We start from the raw sequence: 21655 nt of genomic DNA, 5'->3' as shown, positions 1-21655 counted from the left end.
CCATTCCCAAATCAAAATTATGCTCCTTACCAGCGTTCGGAATGGGCGATCGCTTCTACATCCACAATCATGAGTAAGCGTCCATCACAATTGTACAAACCTTTGAGAAAGGGGGCGAGGTCAGAACTGACGTCTATGGCGGAGACAATGCGATCGGGATTCAGAGGTAAAACTCCTTCAACGCGGCAGACAGCTAAGCCAATGCGGATTTTAGACAGTCTTAAGTCTCGCGGATCGGGCGCTTCCACAACTAAGATGCGACTGCTGGAATGGTGGGTATCAACTGGTGCGATACCTGTGAATTTACCAAAGTCTGCTGTGGCTAAAATTTCGCCTCGCAAGTTGGTTAATCCCAGCAAAAATGACTGGGTGTTCGGCACCGGCGAAATGGGTTGTTCTTTGAGGGAAAGCACTTCCCGCACTGTTTCTAACTCGACGCCAAACAAACTGTCTGCTTGAGCGAAGACGAGAAATTGCTTTGTTCCATTTGTCTGATTCCCTGTACTGCCAGAAGCAGTTGTTTTCATGGCTTATTTTTAGTCTCTAGTGTAGCTTAAAAAAAGAAATTATGTGCTATCTGTTTGCCCTTAGTCGATCGCCGGAACTCGCCCTTGGCAAAATTTCGCCCTAGATCCCTGTGACACTATAAAAAAATATCTATCTTTGAGCAGGAGTTTATTTTGATAGCAAACGCTGTACAATGTTGACAAGTTGCTGAGGTTCAAAGGGTTTGCTGAGGTAAGCATCAGCCCCTAAATCAGTTCCCCAAGCTCGATCGATCTCGGTGTTTTTATGAGTACAAAATACTACGGGCAAATATGCGGTTTTGCGATCGCCCCGCAATTCTCGAATCACCTCAAATCCGTTCATTCGTGGCATTACTACATCTAAAACGACCAGATCCGGCGCTTTTTCTTGGATACGGGCGATCGCTTCTGCGCCATCTCCCGCCCGGATCACTTCGAGTCCCACATCTTGAAGAATGCGACAGATGATTTCTAGTTCGCTGGGAACATCGTCTACTACTAAGATTTTTGACATGGTTCTACACTTCTTTGCTATTTTTGACGGTATATCGGTTTTATTGGCGGCGCTGCGATCGCCTCTTTGACTTTAGCGCTTGACGGATCAATTCACCCCAATGCAAATACAAATATAACTCACATACCGATTTTAGATGTTAGAGGAGACTATTAGACATCTCCCAAAATGATGGTGGAACAGGCATCTTACCTGTTCTTTACCAGCTTTTGAGGAGAAGTCTCTTGAAGAAAGCAACCCCGTCAGTCTGTCGGCGAAGGAATAAATCTGTTCCCAAATCAATGGGATAGCAGGTTTTCTGTTTCTCCAGGGATGAATCCGCCGGTATGTACTGTGGATGCTGGATTGTCAAATCGATCGGTATGAGAGAGACTGCGATCGGTTACAATTCAGGGTTAGACAAAAAACAACACGGAGAACACGAAAGTATGGTAGCCATTGGAACCAATCTAAACATTGCGACCCTCGAAGCAGAGTACAGCACAAAAACACCGCGAGATATTCTTAAATTTGCCCTAGAAAAATTTGACAATATTGCAATTTCTTTCAGTGGCGCAGAAGATGTAGTGCTGATCGATCTGGCTTCAAAACTCACCAAAAACTTCCGCGTTTTCACCCTAGATACCGGAAGATTGCATTCCGAAACCTATCAGTTTTTAGAACAAGTTAGAAAACATTACGGCATTAAAATAGAAGTAATGTTTCCCGATGCAGCGGAAGTACAAGCCTTAGTAGACGAAAAGGGATTGTTTAGCTTTTATGAAGATGGGCACAAAGAATGTTGTGGCGTGCGAAAAGTCAAGCCACTGCGCCGGAAACTAAATACTTTAGATGCGTGGATTACTGGCCAACGGAAAGACCAAAGCCCCAGTACCCGCAACCATATTCCGATGATTGAACAGGATACTGCATTTTCTACTCCCGACCATGAATTAATTAAATTCAACCCCTTAGCAAACTGGTCTTCCGCAGAAGTTTGGGATTACATTCGTGCTTTGGATGTCCCCTATAATAAACTCCACGAACGCGGTTTTGTCAGCATTGGTTGCGAACCTTGTACGAAAGCAGTATTGCCAAATCAACACGAACGGGAAGGTCGCTGGTGGTGGGAAGAATCGACATTAAAAGAGTGTGGTTTGCACGCTGGTAACGCCCAAAAACAGTAACTGTGGCTGGGGAGTGGTTGCGCCTACAGTCTTTCTGGTGAAAGATGAATTACCATCGAGAATAGGTAATAGGTAATGGGGAATGGGTAATAGCTAATAAGTAATGGGTAATAGCTAATAAGTAATGGGTAATACCCTATGCTCTATGCTCTATGCCCGATTCCCGATTCCCGATTCCCCATTCCCGATTCCCGATTCCCCATTCCCGATTCCCGATTCCCCATTCCCCATTGCCCCCAACCAAAATTTATATACTACAATGTATAATACACAAACAGGAGCCAAAATCCTTGGAACTCAAAAAAATCCGAATCGAAGCCCCTTGAATGTGCAAAAATATTCAAGCAAACACTACTAAATCCTAAAAGGAGAAATTGTTGTGGATTCCAGATATAACCCCGCATCCATAGAAGAAAAATGGCAACAGACATGGGCTGAGCAAAACTTAGACCAAATGCCAGAAGATACCCAAAAGCCTAAATTTTATGCCTTATCCATGTTCCCCTATCCATCAGGAAACCTGCACATGGGCCACGTCCGCAACTACACAATTATTGATGTAATTGCCAGACTCAAGCGGATGCAAGGCTATCGTGTATTGAATCCGATGGGATGGGACGCTTTTGGTTTACCCGCAGAAAATGCGGCCATCGAGAGAGGAATTCCCCCCGCCCAATGGACTAATCAAAATATTGCCCAAATGAAAGACTTATTTCATCGCCTAGGCATTTCCTTTGATTGGACAAAAGAAGTTACAACTTGTTCATCCGATTATTATCGCTGGACTCAATGGATTTTCTTGCAATTTTTAGCAGCAGGATTAGCATATCAAAAAGAAGCGACAGTTAATTGGGACCCCATCGATCAAACAGTCTTAGCAAACGAACAAGTCGATAACGAAGGTCGTTCCTGGCGTTCCGGTGCCAAAGTAGAGCGCAAATTATTGCGACAATGGTTTCTCAAAATTACCGATTATGCCGAACAGTTATTAAATGACTTAGACAAATTGCCAGATTGGCCCGAAAGAGTCAAATTAATGCAAGCCAATTGGATTGGCAAATCCGTCGGCGCTTACTTAGAATTTCCCATTGTGGGGATGGAGGAAAAAATCGCTGTTTTCACCACTCGTCCCGATACAGTTTATGGTGTGAGTTATGTTGTATTGTCCCCGGAACATCCCTTAACTAATCGCGTTACTACACCGGAACACAAAACGGCAGTCGAAAACTTTGTGAAAGAAGTGGCACTGCAAACCGAAATCGATCGCACAGCCGAAGACAAACCCAAGCGTGGCATTCCCACAGGTGGCAAAGCAATCAATCCTTTCAATGGGGAAGAAATGCCCATTTGGATTGCCGATTACGTGCTGTACGAATACGGCACTGGTGCGGTGATGGGAGTACCGGCCCATGACACGCGAGATTTCCAATTTGCCACTCAATATGAACTGCCAATTAAAGTAGTAATTGTGGCAGATGATGAGATGCCGTTGACCGAAGCTTACACCGAACCGGGAATTATGATTAATTCTGAAAGCTTTAACGGTATGGATTCAATTAAAGGCAAAGCAGCGATTATTAAATATGCCGAAAATCAAGGTTATGGCAAAGCGCGAGTCCAATATCGTTTGCGAGATTGGTTGATTTCTAGACAGCGTTATTGGGGTACTCCCATTCCTGTAATTCACTGTCCTAACTGCGGAATCGTACCGGTACCTGCATCGGATTTGCCAGTAGTTTTACCGGAAAATGTAGAATTTACGGGCAAAGGTTCGCCGTTAGCAAAGCTGGAAGAGTGGGTGAATGTTCCTTGTCCGAGTTGCGGCACTCCGGCGAAGCGAGAAACCGATACGATGGATACTTTTATTGATTCTTCGTGGTATTTTTTGCGCTATCCCGATGCGAGAAATGAGGAGCAAGTATTTGATACGGCGAAAACTAATGATTGGATGCCGGTGGATCAATATGTCGGTGGAATTGAACACGCAATCCTGCATTTACTGTATTCACGGTTCTTTACTAAGGTTTTGCGCGATCGGGGTTTGATTAATTGCGACGAACCATTTAAGCGCCTATTAACTCAAGGCATGGTGCAAGCAATGGCCTATAAAAATCCCGTTACTGGCAAATATGTTCCTCCAGCCGAAGTAGATGCGGCAAATCCAAAAGATCCTCAGACGGGAGAACCTTTGCAAGTCTTCTATGAGAAGATGTCCAAATCAAAATACAACGGTGTTGACCCCTTGGATGTTATGGCAAAATACGGGGTTGATACGGCGCGGATGTTTATTTTATTCAAAGCGCCTCCGGAGAAAGATTTGGAGTGGGATGACGCCGATGTAGAAGGACAATTCCGCTTTTTAAATCGCGTTTGGCGGTTGGTGACAGAATTTGCTTCACCCCCCCCAACCCCCCCTTGCCAAGGGGGGGAGAAAGATAATTTCCCGTCTGCCACGCCTTCCCAAGGGGGGGAGAAAGAGGTTTTAAGTAAAGCTGAGCAGGATTTGCGGCGGGCGATTCACATTGCGATTAAGGAAGTGAGCGATGATTTGGAGGGTGAGTATCAGTTCAATACTGCGGTTTCGGAAATGATGAAATTGAGCAATGCTTTGACTGATGCTAAATGTAAAGATTCGCCGATTTATGCAGAAGGAATCAATACTTTGATTCGATTGTTAGCGCCTTTTGCACCACACATTGCTGATGAATTGTGGCATTTAATCGGTAACAGTGAATCGGTACACACGCAAACTTGGCCGATGGTGGATGCTTCCGCATTAGTTACTGATGAAATTACGCTGGTAATTCAGGTTATGGGTAAGACTCGCGGTACAATTCAAGTGCCTTCTGGTGCGGACAAAACTGCTTTGGAAAACTTTGCTCGCGAGTCAGATTTGGCTAAGCGGCATCTGGAGGGTAAGGAGATTAAAAAGGTGATTGTGGTGCCTGGAAAGTTGGTTAATTTTGTTGTTGCTTAGTTGTAACTGCTAATAGGTGTCGTGCACCTATAGGCTCTATACAAGCACAACCTAATTCAGGACTTACTGACTATCAATCTAAAAAACCCGGTTTCTCCGTCGTCAACCTAAAATGACGCAATTACGTTAAGAAACCGGGTTTTTGCGCCCAGGACTATAATTCTCAAAATCCAAGTTGTTGGCGGAGGGCTATTGTTGACTATCTGAGTAGACAAGTTGCCCCCGTCTAACTAATTTTAAGGGAATTTTAGGGTTATTAAGTGCGTCATTTCTAACTTTGAGCTTTTCTTCCCATTCTTTAAATTTTGGTTCTAGAAGTTCGGGTGTGAGTTTATAAATTTGCTTGAGAGTTATGCCTTCATACAATCCAATATACCAAGCTCCAACTTTGCGATATTTTTCAAGTATAATCTCATTCAAATGATGGTGAGTCGTCACGCCACCGCTGCGATTAAGTGAAATATTGATTGTTTTAAGCTCGTATTCTTTTCCTTCGGCATCAATAGCATCATTTCCTTCGCGACCAGGTGATATACGCAGCCCTAAAAGGATTAATAACTGTAAAGTCTTTCCTCCATTATCTTGAAAAATATCGGTAATCCCATATTCATTTGCGAGATTTTGCAATTCTTGGATGCTTTTCATCGCATTTTCTAGCCGTTTAGCATCTGAAATACGTTCTTCTTTTGTAGTAACAGCCTCTTCCACAGGCTCTACAACGGAAGGGGAAACTGGTTCAGCTATGAGTGTGTTAACGAGAGCTTTATTTTCACCGCTTTGACTAAAACTGATTAAATAAGTAGCGGGTACATCAAGGGCTTCAGCCAGAGAAAAAATAAGTTCAAAGGATGGGGATCTTTCACCGCGTTCCAATAAGCTGATATAGTCAGTAATCTTGTCTATAAGTTCTGCTAGTTCGTCCTGTGTTATCCTTTTTTGTCGGCGCAACTGGCTTACTTTTGCCGCAAATTGTCGTCTGGCTTCTTTGTAATTCATGCTCTTTACAATTCATAAAAACGAACTGAAAGTTCGCTTTGTGAATAGTACGAAGAATTTACGGACTAAACAACGTACTGAAAGTACGGATTTGGATGATAATTAAACCAGTTTGTGTCTGTTGTACCTTAAACTAAAATCTAAATTACAAATGAGTAACATTTTGCCGGCGCCAATTTACACCACCAAATACGGTCAATCTTATTTGGGAGATTCTCTTCATCTTCTGAATAGTCTTGCTAGCAATTCTGTAGATTTGGTGATGACATCTCCTCCTTTTGCATTGCAACGCAAAAAGAGTTATGGAAATGAAGATCAAGATTTATATGTTGATTGGCTGCTGGGCTTTGCTCCTGAAATTAAAAGAGTTCTCAAGGATACTGGAAGTTTTGTTATAGACCTTGGGGGTGCTTATCAAAAAGGAATACCTGTACGTTCGCTCTACAATTACCGCGTACTTATTAGGTTATGTGATGAATATGAATTTAAGCTTGCTCAAGAGTTTTTCTGGTTTAATCCTTCAAAACTTCCATCTCCTATAGAGTGGGTGAATAAACAGAAAATTCGGGCTAAAGATTCTGTAAATACTGTTTGGTGGCTTGCTAAAACAGAGCGGCCTAAAGCAAATATTACTAAAGTCAAAGTAGAGTATTCTGAGAGAATGAAAAAACTCTTGAAAAATGCTGATGAATTTTACACGCCCAAGGAACGTCCTTCCGGTCATAATATTAGCGATCGATTTGCTAAAGATAATGGAGGTGCTATTCCATCTAATTTACTAGAGATTGCTAATTCAGAAAGTAATTCTCAATACTTGCGTTGGTGCAAAGAGTTTAATATTAAGGTGCATCCCGCACGTTTTCCCGAAAGATTACCGTCATTTTTTATAAATTTTCTTACTGAACCGGGAGACTTGGTAGTAGATATTTTTTCGGGTTCTAATACTACTGGTCATGCCGCAGAAGAATTATCACGAAACTGGATAAGTTTTGAACAAGAAAAACAATATATTGCTGCATCAATATTTAGATTTTTGCCTCAAGACTCTTTTGGGCAAGCGAATAAATTATATAATCAACTGTTAACAGAGGAACCATCTAGATTTAGTTTACCTCAAAGTAGGCTACTTTTTGAGGTCAATAATTATTGTTTTTGATTTTGCTAAGTAGTCTAATTTTTATTCAGATATGAATCGGCGATTGAAATCGCTTCTACACGAACGAAGTCCGCCTGCACGGACTAAAAGAGATGATTTTAATTGTTAGTTTCAAAAACTAATTGCACGATCGCCCCACAGTCCAATTTTAGTAGAGATTGAGCGCTGCCGCCGTTAACGGAGATTTCTACCCAGCCTTCGGAACCTATTATGGAAATCAAATCTCCCGGCTGGCTGTCGCTGTAGCTTTGGCCGCTGGGTATGAATATTGTATTGTTAAAATTGCTAATTGTGATTGACCAATTTTCGGTTTGAATGCTATGTTTTGGGATATTAGTAATTAGATTGCCAAAGCGATCGCCATATTGAACACAGCCTTCTATACCAGTGGCTGTAATGGCACAATTTGGTATCTGTAACTGTACTAAACTGGCGGGGTCGATCGCCTCTCCCAATTCTTCCAACCGCACCCCAGTGGCCACATGAGCGCCCACAGCAGCGAAAATATCGCGACCGTGGAAAGTGCTGCTGGGTTGAGGTGTGCGCCAGTATTTGGGGTTGGTGAGTTGGACGCAGGCGATCGCCCTTTCCCGACTCAATACTCCGCTAAACAACCCGTTATCGGGCCCGACAAGGAAGCAATTCGCACATTGAATCGCGATCGCCCTTCTGCTACTCCCCACACCAGGATCGACGACGGCAATGTGTACGGTTTCTGTGGGAAAATAAGCATAAGCAGTCATCAGACAAAACCTAGCCGCGGCTATATTTTGAGGCCCAATGTTGTGGGTAATGTCGATGATTTTGAGTTGGGGGTTGATTTGGGCGATCGCACCTTTCATTACTCCCACATAAACATCGCTTAATCCAAAATCTGTCAGTAGAGTTATAGTTCTATTTTTTGACATAAGGAAGAAGGGGGAAGGAAGAAGGAAGAAGGAAGAAGGGAGAAGGAAGAAGGGAGAAGAACCCCCCCCTACCCCCCCCAAGGGGGGAAATAAGAAGGAAGAAGGGGGGAAATAAGAAGGAAGAAGGGGGGAAATAAGAAGGAAGAAGGGGGGAAATAAGAAGGAAGAAGGGGGAAAATCTATAGTTTAAGTAACTTAAAAAATCATATTTTCTGATAAGATTGGGAGAAAGTAAGAGGTAAAAATATGGTATCACAATGGGAAAACTTTCTGCAAAACTTGGGAGAATGGCAAGGTTCTTTTACTGAGTTATCGCCACGGGGAGAGGTGGTTTTAGATACTCCTAGTATTATTACTCTCGAAAGTCTTAACGATCGCAAAACTGTCCGATTACAACTCCGTCGTTTTTACCCAAATCCTAGTGGTGTCGGGGAACCAGAAGTCCGGGAAATTGTTCGAGAATATCAAAACTTGGGACGGGATATCCTATTTTTTGAGAATGGAGCTTTTTGTCAGGGGACTATTCAAATAGCGCCTTTTTCGGAATGCGGTGCTGAGTTTGGTTTTATCTATAATTATCGCCGATTGCGGTTAGTTCAGTTGTACGATACTAAGGGAAATTTATCAACTTTGACTTTAATTCGGGAACAGCAGCCGGATAAAAATGTGCCTGAACGTCCGCCTTTGACTATTGACGCTTTACTGGGAGAATGGCATGGGGAAGCAGTGACGATGTATCCAGATTGGCGCGGGCCTGATTGCTATCTTACCAAACTGCAATTGGATTTGGAAAGTGGCGATCGCCTGGTGCAGAAAATTAGTTTTGGCACGAATGCTGAGGCTAAGACGATCGCTTCGACAGGTATCATAGAAGGTTCGGTGATTAATTTTAAGGAAGGTACTACGCCGATGCAAGTTTTGCTGCTTCCTGACGGTGGTTCTTGCACATTACCTGTCCAAGTTGAACTCAGAAAATCTGTATTTTTAGAGGCTGGTTGGTTGGTTGAACCTGACTTGAGGTTGCGGATGATTCGCAGTTATAATGAGAAAGGTGAATGGGTAAGTTTGACTTTGGTTACTGAGCGTAAAGTTAATTAAAATTGACCAATCACAAACCAGAAACCACAAATAATTATTGGAGATTTCTAATACTGCGCAGCATTTCCAAATGTTTGTGCACAGGGGCGATGGAATTAGCTGCGATCGCCCCGCTAGCGGCCACAGCGGGCAAACCAATCCCCGGAAAGGTGGAATCTCCGCAGCAATACAGCCCCGCTAAAGGTGTTCCCGGCCCCGGAAACAAGCCCCTACCCGCCGGAATTCCCGGCCCGTAGGAACCGCGATGGCGGCGCAAAAACCGTTGGTGGGTGAGGGGTGTGCCGATGAGGGTGACTTCTGTGCGCGATCGAATATCGGGAATAATCCTCTCTAAGGCTTCCCACATGATCTCTGCCCGTGCTTGTTTTTGCTGTTGGTATGCGACGCTGGTGCGATCGAGATTTTGCCACAAATCGTAGGGCTCATTTCCGGGCGTGTAAGCGTGAATGACGTGCTTTCCGGCTGGGGCGAGTCCGGGGTCGAGGAGGGAGGGAATCGAGATGAGAACGACGTTCTGAGGTGCGCTAATGCCCTGTTCCCAGTCCTTGACAAAGATGTAGTGACAGGCTAAGTCCGATCGCACTCCCGTGGCGTCAATTCCCAAATGCAGGTGCATGAAACTGTCGCATTCGGGAGTTGCCTGTCGCTGTTGCCGAAAGCTTTTGGGCACGGAACTTTCAGGCAGCAGTTTTAGGGTATCCCACACCGAAGCGTTGGAGATGACGGCTTTGTGCGATCGAATAACTTTGCCCGATCGCAGCCGCACGCCCACAGCCCGGTTGTTTTCCACCAAAACCTCTGCGACGTGGGAATTCAGCAGCAACTGGCCTCCGTGGCGCTCTAAACCCCGTACCAGGGCATTTACCAAACCTGCACTACCGCCGATGGGATAGTCTAAAACGGCATTGGGGCGATACCAGTCGGCAAACATGAAGGCGACTTCGGCGGAGATAGTCCCGTCTGCCGGAAGTCCAGACAGCAGGAAACACAAAAGGTTCAGCCAATTGCGCACAAAGGGATCTTTGACATTTTCGTCCATAATTTGGCTGAAAGGGCCAGCCAGTTTCAGGGCATTGCCGGCGCTTTGCAGGAAAGCTGGGGCAAATTGGCCTAGGGTGAAAACAGCCCCTAAATCGAAGCGCAAAGCCAGGGGGGGCAAGGCGGTGGCTGCTTGGGCGTAGGGCTCCATGACGCGCTGGAGTTGTTGCCATTCGGCGACGGCGGCGGTGCCTCGCAGTCTGGCGAGCACTTCCCCAAATTGACTCGCGCCGACGGAAGTGTCGAAATCGCCTTCGGGCAAACAGCAGCCCCAAGTATCGTAGGTGATGCAGGGGAGTTGTTCGCCGATCGCATCCAAAACTTGTCGCAGCGGATTTGCCGAGGGGCTGTAAGATAGTCCTGAGTAGAGGGAGGGCCCGGAGTCGAAGTTAAATCCGCCCTTTTCAAAGCCGTGTGCAGCCCCGCCGGCGAGGGAATGACTTTCGCAAACTATAACCTCAAAGCCATAGCGGGCAAGCATTGCACCGCAACATAAGCCGCCGATTCCACTGCCGATGATGATGATTTCTGTGTTGTTTGGGGCGATCGTAACCATGTTTTTCTCCACTAATTAAGTAGATGAGCGGTAAAATACATCTGTAGTTAAATTTGTAGTCAGGACTTTAGTCCTGATTAGCGTCTAATTTCGCTGTTGAGGACTAAACTCATCACTCCCAAACTTCCTGCTACTATATTCTTGGTTAAATGGAACATATATCAATTCTAGAACAAGCCGCCAAATCTAATTCTAAACCATCTTCCAGCGCCGTAGTCACAGCCCTGCTAGCCGCCGAGAAAAACTCCAAAAAAACCAAACCTCGCTATAGTTTTCAGCAGCTAATCGGCAACTGGCAACTGTGCTTTATCACTGGTACAAAAAAGACTAGACAAAAAGCGGGAATTGTGTTGGGTGCGGGAAAATACATTCCTCAGTGGATTGCGAAAATTCAAATAGCTTACTCCGCAGCACCTGTGGCAGAAGGAGAAGACAATAGTGAAATTGGCAGAGTCGAAAATTCTGTGAAAATTGGTACTATGGAACTGACTCTTTCCGGGCCTACTAAGTTTTTACCTAATAATATTTTAGCTTTTGATTTTACCAGAATTATGGTGAAGTTGTTGGGGAAAACTGTATATCAAGGATATATTCGCGGTGGGGAAGCGCGGGAGGCGGAATTTTTGAGTTTGAGTGTGGGGAAACAGGCTTTTTTTGCTTATTTTCTAGTGGAAGATGGGATAATTACGGCTAGGGGAAGAGGTGGTGGCTTGGCTTTGTGGGGTAGGGTTTAACAGAAAAAGGGCGGTGGGGAGACAACAGTCTGTTTCCCTCACCTGGTGACTAAGCAATTTCATTTTAAGATATGTTCTTATTTTGTGAGACAATTTGTTAATTAATTTTTGGGGCAATTTAGGTTTATGAGTAATGATTCTTTGGGTAAGTCTGAGAGCGATCGCAATGGTTTGGTTCCCCAAGGCTGGCTGAGGGCGTTTTGGGAGTTTTCTCGGCCGCACACAATTATCGGTACTAGCTTGAGCGTGTTGGCTTTGTATGCGATCGCCCAAAGCGATCTACTGTTGGCGAATCCTGTAGTTTTACCGCTGGCGTTTGCCTGGTTAGCTTGTATTTGTGGTAATATTTATATTGTGGGATTGAATCAGTTAGAAGATGTTGAAATAGATAAAATTAATAAGCCTTATTTGCCCCTAGCATCCGGAGAGTTTTCTCAGAAAACCGGAGAATTAATAGTTGCTTTGACTGGTGCGATCGCAATTTTAACGGCGATTTTGCAAGGACCGTTTTTGCTGGCGACTGTTGGTGTCAGTTTGGCGATCGGGACTGCTTATTCTCTGCCGCCAATTCGGCTGAAGCGGTTTCCTTTTTGGGCGGCGCTCTGCATTTTTACGGTGCGGGGCGCGATTGTAAATTTAGGGTTATTTTTGCACTTTAATTGGGTGTTGAGTTTGGGAAGGGCGAAAAGTGTTTTTTCGGGCTGGGATTTGGAGAGTTTGTCTGTGGCGATTCCTGGGAAAGTTTGGGTACTGACGGTATTTGTAGTGGTGTTTACCTTTGCGATCGCCATTTTTAAAGATATTCCTGACATGGAGGGCGATCGGCAATACAATATTACGACGTTTACGATTAAAATGGGAAAGCCGGCCGTCTTTGATTTGTCTCGCTGGGTATTGACTGTTTGTTATGTCGGCATAATTTTAGCAGGAGTGTTAATATTGCCAAATGTTAATTTAGGATTTCTGGCGCTTACTCATGTGGTGGCTTTGGGTTTGATGTGGTTTTGGAGCATCAAAGTTGATTTGGAGGATAAAATGCAGGTAGCTCAATTTTATCAGTTGATATGGAAGTTATTTTTTCTAGAGTATATAATTTTTCCAGCAGCTTGTTGGTTGGGATGAGAGAAGAGGGAAGAAGCAAGAAGGAAGAAGCAAGAAGCAAGAAGCAAGAAGCAAGAAGAAAGAAGAAAGAGGGAAGAGGGGAAAAAAATGAAAGTCTTGCGGATGCGCGAGGAAATACAAAAAAGGAATAGTTAACAGATTACAACAAGTTGGCAACTACAAGTTAGCGAAATCCCAAACAACAAAGATAACTATGGCTTCTCAAAATAAATCACAACAACCTGTCAGTAAACTGAATGTGGAAGAGTCTTTGAAAATTGCTTGGGAATATCACCAAGCGGGGCGTTTGTTAGAAGCTGAAAGTTTGTACCGACAAGTCATAGCCGTACACCCGGAGTCTGCGAATGTGCTTTGTTTGTTGGGAATCGCTGTGAGACAGCAGGGTAAAATGGCCGAGTCGATCGCCTTTTATGAACAAGCGATCGCCCAACAGCCAGATTTTGTAGAAGCGCATTTAAACAAGGCTCATGTTTTGCTCGATCTTGGCGAACATCAAAGGGCGATCGCCTCCTACGAACAAGTCCTTCAAATCGCTCCCCATACAGCATTAGCCCACAAAAATATCGGCTGGCTAAAACAGCAACAGGGCGATACCAACGCCGCTATTAGCTACTACCAAACAGCCCTGAAACTAGAACCAACCTGGAGCGAAATCGCCCATAATTTAGGTAATCTTTTCAAAGAACAAGGTCAAACCCAGGCCGCCATTGCTTGCTACCAAAAAGCTTTAGAGACCAATCCTGATTTAATCAATACCATAATCGCTTTAGGAACAGTATGGCAACAGCAAGGTGAATTTCAAGCAGCCATTGACTGTTATCAACAAGCCCTAAAACTAGATTCCAACAATGCTGAATGCGTGAATAACATCGGCGCAGGATACCACGAACAAGGCAAAATACAGCTAGCAATATCCTATTACCAACAAGCTTTAAAATTAAAACCAGATTTAATCGATGCAATTAATAATCTGGGTCATGCTTTTGTCGATATCGGACAATTTAAATCAGCATTCTCCTGTCATTGTCGAGCCTTAGAATTGCAGCCAGAAAACAGTACAGCCCACGTAGAATTTGCCCTAAGTTTGTTATTATTCGGAGATTTGCGACGCGGCTTTGCTGAGTATGAGTGGCGGTGGCGCACTTCCCAACTACAACCGAGACAATTTACCCAACCAGTTTGGGATGGTTCGAGTTTACAGGGAAAAACTATTTTACTCCACGTTGAGCAAGGTTTCGGTGACTCGATTCAGTTTATTCGCTACGCGCCGATGCTTTACAGTCAAGGGGCAAAAGTGATATTGGTTTGCTATCCAGAATTGATGCGGTTATTTTCCACAGTTGCTGGGGTGGAATATTTGTCACTTAATTTTAAAGATTTGCCGGCCTTTGATGTTCACGCACCGTTAATGAGTTTGCCTTATATTTTGGGGACAACTTTGGAAACAATCCCGGCAAATATTCCTTACTTAGCCCCGCCTGCTGAATGCAAATTTGCCCTAGCTTCTGATGCTAAATTGAAGGTGGGAATTGTGTGGGCGGGAAATCCTAAACGCCGAAAAGATGCTCAACGCTCTTGCAATTTGAGCGATTTTATGCAATTTTTAGATGTGCCGGGAATCGCTGTTTATAGTTTACAAAAAAACTTGTCCGAGGACGATCGCGCTTTATTACATCAACACCTAGTCCCGGATTTAAGTCCCCATCTCAACGACTTTGCTGATACGGCTTCTGCTATCTCTCAACTGGATTTAGTCATCAGCGTTGATACCTCCGTTGCACATTTGGCTGGTGCTTTGGGAAAACCAGTTTGGGTGTTACTTTCCTTTGCTCCTGACTGGCGTTGGCTGCTAGATAGAGAGGACAATCCTTGGTATCCGACGGCGAGACTGTTTCGCCAAAGTCAGCCGGAAAATTGGCAAGCATTGTTTGAGGATGTGAAAGCTGCTTTAAGTTTATTGGTGTCTGCTAATATAGAAGCACAATTGCAGCAAGCAGACTCCTTAATGGAAAGTGGCGAAAAAGAAGAGGCGATCGCCCTTTATGAACAGATTATCTCTACTGTCCCCAATTGCGTCCAAGCCCGAATTAACTTGGGTTTTCTCCAACAAGAAAAGGGAGAATTAGATGCAGCAATCCCGCACTATAGAGAAGCTTGGAAACTCGACCAGAATATTCCTCAAACAGCTTACAATTTGGCAAAAATATTTGAAGAAAAAGGTCAAGCACAAGATGCGATCGAACATTACCAAAAAGCTCTGGCGGTGCAACCAGATTTCGTACCTGCACTGATAAATTTGGCGGTGGCGCTACAAGAAAATGGCGAACTTTTAGAGGCTGTAAATCTCTATCGGCGAGCGCTGGAAGTTCAACCCCATAGCTGGGAAGCTTTAAACAATCTGGGGACAGTATTGCAAGAACAGGGGAATTTAGAAGATGCCCTGGAATATTATCACAAAGCTCTGGAATTGATACCAGATTTTGTGGAAGCTATCAACAATTTAGGCCGGACTTTTCTGGAAAAAGGTGCGGTAGAAGATGCGATCGCCTGTTATCGACGAGTGATATCTTTGAATCCAGAACACGCTAGCGCTCGTCTGAATTTGTCCCTGGCTTTGTTGTTGGTGGGAGACTTAGAAAATGGTTTGGCTGAATACGAATGGCGCTGGAAAATTCAAGGATTTCACACAAGTCATTCCGGTTTCTTGACGGGGCCAGATGATACAATTTCCGCCAGAGAATATCGGCCCCTTTGGGATGGTTCAGATTTGCAAGGAAAGACGATTTTACTCCACGCCGAACAAGGTTTGGGCGATTCCATTCAGTTTGTGCGCTATGCTGCGATCGTCAAAAATAAAGGTGGACGAGTAATTGTTGGCTGTTACGCGCAATTACATCGCTTGTTTGCCACCGTTGATGGCATTGATTTACTAATAGTTAAAGGCGAGCCAATCCCCGAATTTGATGTGCAAGCGCCGATGTTGAGTTTGCCATACATTCTCGGTACAACTAAGTCAACAATACCTGCAAATACTGCTTATTTAACACCCCCAGCAGATTGTCAATTGGCTCTATTACCAGGACGCAAATTCAAAGTGGGGATTGTCTGGGCGGGAAATCCTAAACATCGCAAAAATATGCAGCGTTCTTGCAGTTTGAGCGCATTTCTGCCACTTTTGGACGTTTCAGGGGTGAGTTTTTATAGCTTGCAGAAAGAGCTGTCACAGGCCGATCGCACGCTGTTACATCAAACCTCGATCGTCGATTTGAGCCCCCATTTGGGGGATTTGGCTGATACCGCAGCCGCGATCGCTCAACTGGATTTAGTGATTACCGTCGATACCGCTGTTGCCCATTTGGCGGGGGCTTTGGGCAAACCAGTGTGGATTTTGCTGGCGTTTTCCCCCGATTGGCGCTGGCTTTTGGAGCGGGAAGACAGTCCTTGGTATCCGACGGCGCGGCTCTTCCGTCAGTCGATCAGGGGCGACTGGGAGGGTGTTTTTGGGCGGGTGGTACAGGCTCTGGGGCTGGCGGTTTCTCAGCATGGCGCGCCTTCGGATTTGGCCGATGCAGCGTTGCTGGAGGGGCGTGATTTGCAGCGACAAGGCAAGTTTGCGGGTGCGATCGAATGCTATGAAAGGGCGATCGCGATCGATTCTCATAACCCCATGGCGTACAGCAATTTGGGTGTTGTTAAACAACAAATGGGTTTGCTCCCACAGGCGATCGCCCATTACCGCCAAGCTTTAGCCCTTGAGCCGAATTTGGCGGAAACTCTCAGCAATTTGGGGAGTGCTCTGGCGGATGCAGGGGAAACAGCAGATGCGATCGCAGTTTACGATCGCGCTTTGAGTTTAAACCCTAATTGCGCCGAAGCTTGGATTAATCTGGGGCTGGCGCGGGAAGCCCAAGGGGAGTTGGCGGAGGCGATAAACTGCTATCAGCAAGGGATTCAAGTTAATCCTAATTGTCCTGAAGCTTACTTGAATTTGGGCATTGCTTTGGAAAAACAAGGGGATAAAGAAGGGGAAGCCAAGGAGTTTTACGATCGGGCGATCGCCAATTATGAACGGGCGATCGCGATCGAACCGAATTACTTTGAAGCCTTGCACAATCTAGCCTACGCTACTATTCGACAGGGAAAAATTGCCTCGGCGATCGCGTATTACGAGCGATCGACTGCACTGCAACCGAGTTTAGCAGAAACTCTGATTAGTTTGGGGAGTTCGCTGCAACAGCAAGGAAAGTTAGATGAGGCTCTAGCCGTTTGTCAGCAAGCGATTCAGAAATTGCCATCCCATGCTGAGGCTCATTGTAATCTCGGAATTGTGTTTCAGAAACAGGGAAAAATTGCCAAGGCGATCGCCTGCTATCACCAAGCTTTGAGTCTCAAACCAGACTTCCCAACAGCTTTGAACAATCTGGGTAAGGCTTTTGAGGATGATGGCAAAATGGCAGAGGCGATCGAATGTTACCAACGGGCGATCGAACTTCAACCCGATGGAATTAATTCCTGCAACGGTTTGGGAAATGCTTTGCGGCAACAAGGACAGTTTACAGATGCTGTCGCCTGCTACAGTCACGGAGTTGAGTTCAATAAAACTCATCCAGAAGCTCACTTAAATCTCGCTTTAGCTTTGCTGCTGATGGGAGATTTTGAACGCGGTTTTTCCGAGTATGAATGGCGGCTGCTCGTTCAAGAAAAACAGTTTCCCACTAATAACTTTATCCAGCCTTTTTGGGATGGCAAAGATTTGGAGGGAAAAACTATTTTGCTGTGCCCAGAACAGGGTTTAGGCGATGCCATTCAGTTTATCCGCTACGCAGATTTAGTTAAGCAAAAAGGCGGCAACGTCATTGTTTGGTGTTCGCCCCAATTACAGCGCTTATTTGAACAGGTTTGGGCCATCGATCGATTAATAGTCGATCCAGAAGCAGCCCCGGATTTTGATGTGCGCGCCCAATTAATGAGTTTGCCTCACCTTTTGGGTACCACCTTAGCAACTATACCCGCCCAGGTTCCCTATTTAGCACCGCCACCAGGTCTAGAATTTACTCTTCATGCAACTTCCAATTTAAAAGTAGGAATTGTCTGGTCTGGAAATCCTAAAAATTCCCAAAATAACCTGCGTTCATTTCCCTTAACTTGCTTAGTAAAACTCTTAGATATTCCGGGAGTAGAGTTTTACAGCTTACAAAAGGAATGCCCAGAAGCAGAACGTACCTTATTAGAGCAAATGCAGATTGCAGATTTAAGTGCTTATTTGCATGATTTTGCTGATACAGCCGCGGCCATTTCGGCTCTGGATTTAGTCATTTCCATGGATACTTCTGTTGCCCATTTGGCTGGTGCATTGGGGAAACCAGTGTGGATTTTACTTTGTTTTACCCCCGATTGGCGCTGGATGTTGGAGGGGGAAGAGAGTCCTTGGTATCCGACGGCGAGGTTGTTTCGACAAGAAAAAGCCGGGGATTGGGAAGGGGTTTTTGGGCGGGTGGCTTTAGCACTAAAAGCTCAGATTTGCGAGCATCAACCCGATGAAAATTTAATCGAAAATCAGTCCCTTCTAGAGTTAGCTCAACAACAGTTTAATCGGGGAAATCTGCTGAAGTCCCAGGGTGATTTTTTTGACGCGATCGCCTATTTTAAAAAAGCTTTAGTTTATCAGCCAGATTTGATAGCAGCTACAACTAATTTGGCGGTGACGCTGCACCAAATCGGCGATTTTACCGAGGCAGCCAGATATTATTTACGAGCCATAGAAATCGACCCAGACTCCCCTCAAGGATACAACAACTTGGGTATTTTGCACCAATCTCAGGGGCATATGGCCGAGGCTGTGTCTTGTTTTCAAAAGGCGATCGCCCTGAATCCACTCTATGTCAAAGCTCTGAACAATCTCGGCTCAATTCTCCAGCAGCAGGGAGAATTTTCCAGTGCGATCGCTTATTTTCAGCAAGCGCTTTTTGCTACTTCTAATTACGTGCCAGCACTGATAAATCTGGGCGTGGCAATGGAAGCCAAAGGTCAGCCAGAAGAGGCTAAACGCTTTTATCAACAGTGCATTTACCTAGAACCTGACAACTCGCAAGGATACTATTATTTGGGTAATTTGTACTTAAAATTACACGAATTCCCATCAGCAATTGATAATTTAGAAACCGCCTTAGTTTTGCAGCCAGATTCTGTGGAAAGTTTGAATAATCTAGGCAGTGCTTTAGAAGGAATTGGCGACATACCCAAAGCAATTGCCTCTTACGAACGAGCCTTGAAACTTGATGCAAAATGTGGTAAAGCTCATTTCAATTTAAGCTTAGCATTACTGTTGCAAGGAAACTTCGAGCGCGGTTTTGCTGAGTATGAATGGCGATGGGAAACAGAGCAGGGAAAACAATTGGACTGGTTCCCTTTGACACAGCCAGTTTGGGATGGTTCTGATTTGGCAGGAAAAACAATTTTGTTACGTTGCGAACAAGGTTTTGGCGACGCGATTCACTTTGTACGTTACGCCTCCATTCTCCAGCAAAAAGGTGCTAAAGTATTGGTCTCTTGCTATCCAGAACTCAAGGGTTTATTCCAAACAATTCCGGGAATTGAACAAGTAGTAGTTAAAGTAGAAGAGTTGCCGGAATTTCAGTTACAAGCACCGCTGATGAGTTTGCCCTATATTTTGGGAACAAACTTAGAAAATATCCCGGCAAATATTCCTTATTTATCGCCTCCTGCTGACGGGAATTTCTCCCTAGATTCAAACCCAAATTTTAAAATAGGGATTGTTTGGGCTGGGAGTTCGGAACATTTGAAAGATTTTATGCGATCGACTGATTTAAGCTATTTTCTGAAATTGTTAGATATTCCAGGAGTAAGTTTTTACAGTCTTCACAAAGAATTATCGGCGGGCGATCGCACTTTATTAAATCAAATTCCAGTCACAGATTTAAGCGATAATTTGAAGGATTTTGCCGATACCGCAGCGGTGATAGCACAATTGGATTTAGTAATTTCTGTAGATACTGCTGTCGCCCACTTAGCCGGTGCTTTGGGAAAACCAGTCTGGATTTTGCTCTCTTTTGTACCCGATTGGCGGTGGATGTTGAACAGAGAAGATAGCCCTTGGTATCCGACAGCACGGTTGTTTCGCCAGCAAAAACCTGGTGATTGGGAGGGAGTATTCGATCGCCTAAAAACAGCCTTACAACACAGGGCGGGCACGCACCATCCACAAGACAGGGCGGGCACGCACCATCCACCAACCCTAAAGTCTAATTTATTATCACCCGCCCAGGTAGAATTTCACATAGCAAATGCTCTCAACAAACAGGGTAAAAAAGCAGCAGCGATCGCCCGATATAAACAAGTAATTGCGCTGAATCCCAGTCACCCAGAAGCCCACAGTCATTTAGGCTATCTCCAACAAGAAGACGGGCTAATATCCGAGGCAATTTCCCATTATCAACAAGCCCTAGAAATCGACCCCAATCAAGGTGAAACCAACTTATACTTAGGTTACGCCCTCGAAGAAGAGGGAAAAGTTGCTCTTGCGATCGAATATTACGATCGCGCAATTCAATTATCTTCAGACTCAGCGCATACTCATTTGAGACTAGCCTTAGCCTTGCTTTCAACTGGCAATTTTTCCCGCGGTTTTGCTGAATATGAATGCCGCTGGCAAACTCAAGAATTGGAATCCAGATATTTCGCCCAACCACTTTGGGATGGTGGTAATTTCCAGGAAAAAACTATTTTGCTGCACTCAGAACAAGGTTTTGGCGATGCCATTCATTTTATCCGCTACGCACATTTAGTCAAGCAAAAAGGAGGCAAAGTTATTGTTGCTTGTCATCAATCTTTGCAGCGTTTATTTGAAGGAGTTGCAGGCATAGATTGTGTAGTAACGAAGCCAAAGGATTTGCGAGAATTTCAACTGCACGCCCCACTATTGAGTCTACCAAAAATTATGGGTACTACCTTAGAAAATGTACCAGTTAATATTCCTTACATAGCTCCCGTACAGGATTTTAAATATTCCATAGAACCCAATAATCAACTCAAAGTAGGGATTGTTTGGTCTGGTAGCCCGCTGCACCGAAAAAATCCCGTTCGCTCCTGTACGTTGAAGGATTTTAGGAAGTTTTTAAACGTGCCAGGAGTGAGTTTTTATAACCTTCAGAAAGACTTGTCACCGGGCGATCGCACTTTATTAAATCAACAGCAAGTGCAGGATTTGAGCCCAGAGTTAGGAGATTTTGCCGACAGCGCAGCCATTATTTCCCAACTGGATTTAGTAATTTGTGTGGATACTGCTGTCGCCCACTTAGCCGGTGCTTTAGGAAAACCAGTGTGGATTTTGCTCTCTTTTGTGCCCGATTGGCGGTGGATGTTGGAGCGTGAAGATAGTCCTTGGTATCCCACTGTCAGGCTGTTTAGGCAGCAAAAAGCGGGTGATTGGGAGGGAGTGTGCGATCGTCTAAAAACAGCCTTAGAACACCTAATTTCCACTCGTTCCCAGGCTCAGCCTCAAATTCAAGCCCCAGAAACGCCCCCACTAACCCCTAGGGAGTGTTTTCAAGCTTTCCAATTAGATTCAGATCCCCCTAAATCCCCCTTAAAAAGGGGGACTTTGAGTGAATTCTCCCCCCTTGTTAAGGGGGGCTGGGGGGGATCTCCGGGTTTGAAAACAGGCCCTCGTTCCCAGCCTCAGCCTGGGAACGCAGATGCTTTGGCTCCGCCTCAAATTACTCGTTCCCAGGCTCAGCCTCAAATTCAAGCCCCAGAAACGCCCCCACTAACCCCTAGGGAGTGTTTTCAAGCTTTCCAATTAGATTCAGATCCCCCTAAATCCCCCTTAAAAAGGGGGACTTTG

At 44.9% G+C, this 21655-nt stretch carries 13 protein-coding genes; 8 read left to right on the top strand and 5 right to left on the bottom strand.

Annotation, left to right across the window (positions count from 1 at the left end):
- Positions 1-26 precede the first annotated feature (26 nt).
- A complete protein-coding gene (locus AAFP11_RS18605) occupies positions 27-527 on the bottom strand; it encodes a chemotaxis protein CheW (RefSeq protein WP_341736145.1) in 501 nt (166 codons plus the stop codon).
- A 148-nt stretch (positions 528-675) separates the two neighbouring features.
- Complete coding sequence (locus AAFP11_RS18600; RefSeq protein WP_340521844.1) at positions 676-1041, bottom strand: response regulator; 366 nt, start codon at positions 1039-1041, stop codon at positions 676-678.
- A gap of 326 nt (positions 1042-1367) precedes the next feature.
- Here AAFP11_RS18600 and AAFP11_RS18595 point away from each other — a divergent pair, with 326 nt between their 5' ends.
- Positions 1368-2207 carry a phosphoadenylyl-sulfate reductase gene (locus AAFP11_RS18595; protein WP_341736146.1) on the top strand — a complete coding sequence of 280 codons (840 nt, stop codon included), beginning with the start codon at positions 1368-1370 and terminating at the stop codon, positions 2205-2207.
- A 379-nt stretch (positions 2208-2586) separates the two neighbouring features.
- Positions 2587-5184 (top strand): leucine--tRNA ligase, encoded by a 2598-nt coding sequence (gene leuS, locus AAFP11_RS18590; protein ID WP_341736147.1) that lies wholly within the window; start codon positions 2587-2589, stop codon positions 5182-5184.
- A gap of 189 nt (positions 5185-5373) precedes the next feature.
- Here the strand turns inward: leuS and AAFP11_RS18585 are convergent, their stop codons facing one another.
- Positions 5374-6180 carry a helix-turn-helix domain-containing protein gene (locus tag AAFP11_RS18585; RefSeq protein ID WP_341736148.1) on the bottom strand — a complete coding sequence of 269 codons (807 nt, stop codon included), beginning with the start codon at positions 6178-6180 and terminating at the stop codon, positions 5374-5376.
- 151 nt (positions 6181-6331) lie between these two features.
- On the opposite strand from AAFP11_RS18585, the gene AAFP11_RS18580 reads away from it, so the two are divergent.
- On the top strand, positions 6332-7336 hold the full coding sequence (locus tag AAFP11_RS18580) for a site-specific DNA-methyltransferase (RefSeq protein WP_341736149.1): 1005 nt from the start codon (positions 6332-6334) through the stop codon (positions 7334-7336).
- Positions 7337-7434: 98 nt separating this feature from the next.
- Here the strand turns inward: AAFP11_RS18580 and AAFP11_RS18575 are convergent, their stop codons facing one another.
- Positions 7435-8244: an SAM-dependent chlorinase/fluorinase gene (locus AAFP11_RS18575; RefSeq protein ID WP_341736150.1), complete on the bottom strand. Its 810-nt coding sequence runs from the start codon at positions 8242-8244 to the stop codon at positions 7435-7437.
- 246 nt (positions 8245-8490) lie between these two features.
- On the opposite strand from AAFP11_RS18575, the gene AAFP11_RS18570 reads away from it, so the two are divergent.
- On the top strand, positions 8491-9342 hold the full coding sequence (locus AAFP11_RS18570; protein ID WP_341736151.1) for a DUF3598 family protein: 852 nt from the start codon (positions 8491-8493) through the stop codon (positions 9340-9342).
- A 34-nt stretch (positions 9343-9376) separates the two neighbouring features.
- Here the strand turns inward: AAFP11_RS18570 and AAFP11_RS18565 are convergent, their stop codons facing one another.
- Complete coding sequence (locus AAFP11_RS18565; protein WP_341736152.1) at positions 9377-10936, bottom strand: NAD(P)/FAD-dependent oxidoreductase; 1560 nt, start codon at positions 10934-10936, stop codon at positions 9377-9379.
- 149 nt (positions 10937-11085) lie between these two features.
- Between AAFP11_RS18565 and AAFP11_RS18560 the strand changes: the two genes are divergently transcribed.
- From AAFP11_RS18560 to AAFP11_RS18545, 4 genes are all read left to right on the top strand, one after another.
- The gene (locus AAFP11_RS18560; protein ID WP_341736153.1) at positions 11086-11670 is read left to right on the top strand and encodes a hypothetical protein; all 585 of its coding nucleotides are present in this window, start codon (positions 11086-11088) and stop codon (positions 11668-11670) included.
- Between the two features lie 126 nt (positions 11671-11796).
- The gene (locus tag AAFP11_RS18555) at positions 11797-12792 is read left to right on the top strand and encodes a homogentisate phytyltransferase (protein WP_341736154.1); all 996 of its coding nucleotides are present in this window, start codon (positions 11797-11799) and stop codon (positions 12790-12792) included.
- Positions 12789-12923, top strand: a complete 135-nt coding sequence (locus AAFP11_RS18550; protein WP_341736155.1) for a hypothetical protein — start codon at positions 12789-12791, stop codon at positions 12921-12923. Before AAFP11_RS18555 ends, AAFP11_RS18550 begins: the two co-directional genes overlap by 4 nt.
- 62 nt (positions 12924-12985) lie before the next feature.
- A partial coding sequence (locus AAFP11_RS18545; RefSeq protein ID WP_341738420.1) for a tetratricopeptide repeat protein occupies positions 12986-21655 on the top strand: 8670 nt, incomplete at its 3' end.

Origin of the sequence: Microcoleus sp. CAWBG640 (assembly GCF_020883015.1) — a bacterium.
Classification (GTDB): Bacteria; Cyanobacteriota; Cyanobacteriia; order Cyanobacteriales; family Microcoleaceae; genus Microcoleus; species Microcoleus anatoxicus.
Note: the sequence above shows the minus strand (reverse complement) of the source record. Positions and strands in the feature narration are given on the sequence as shown.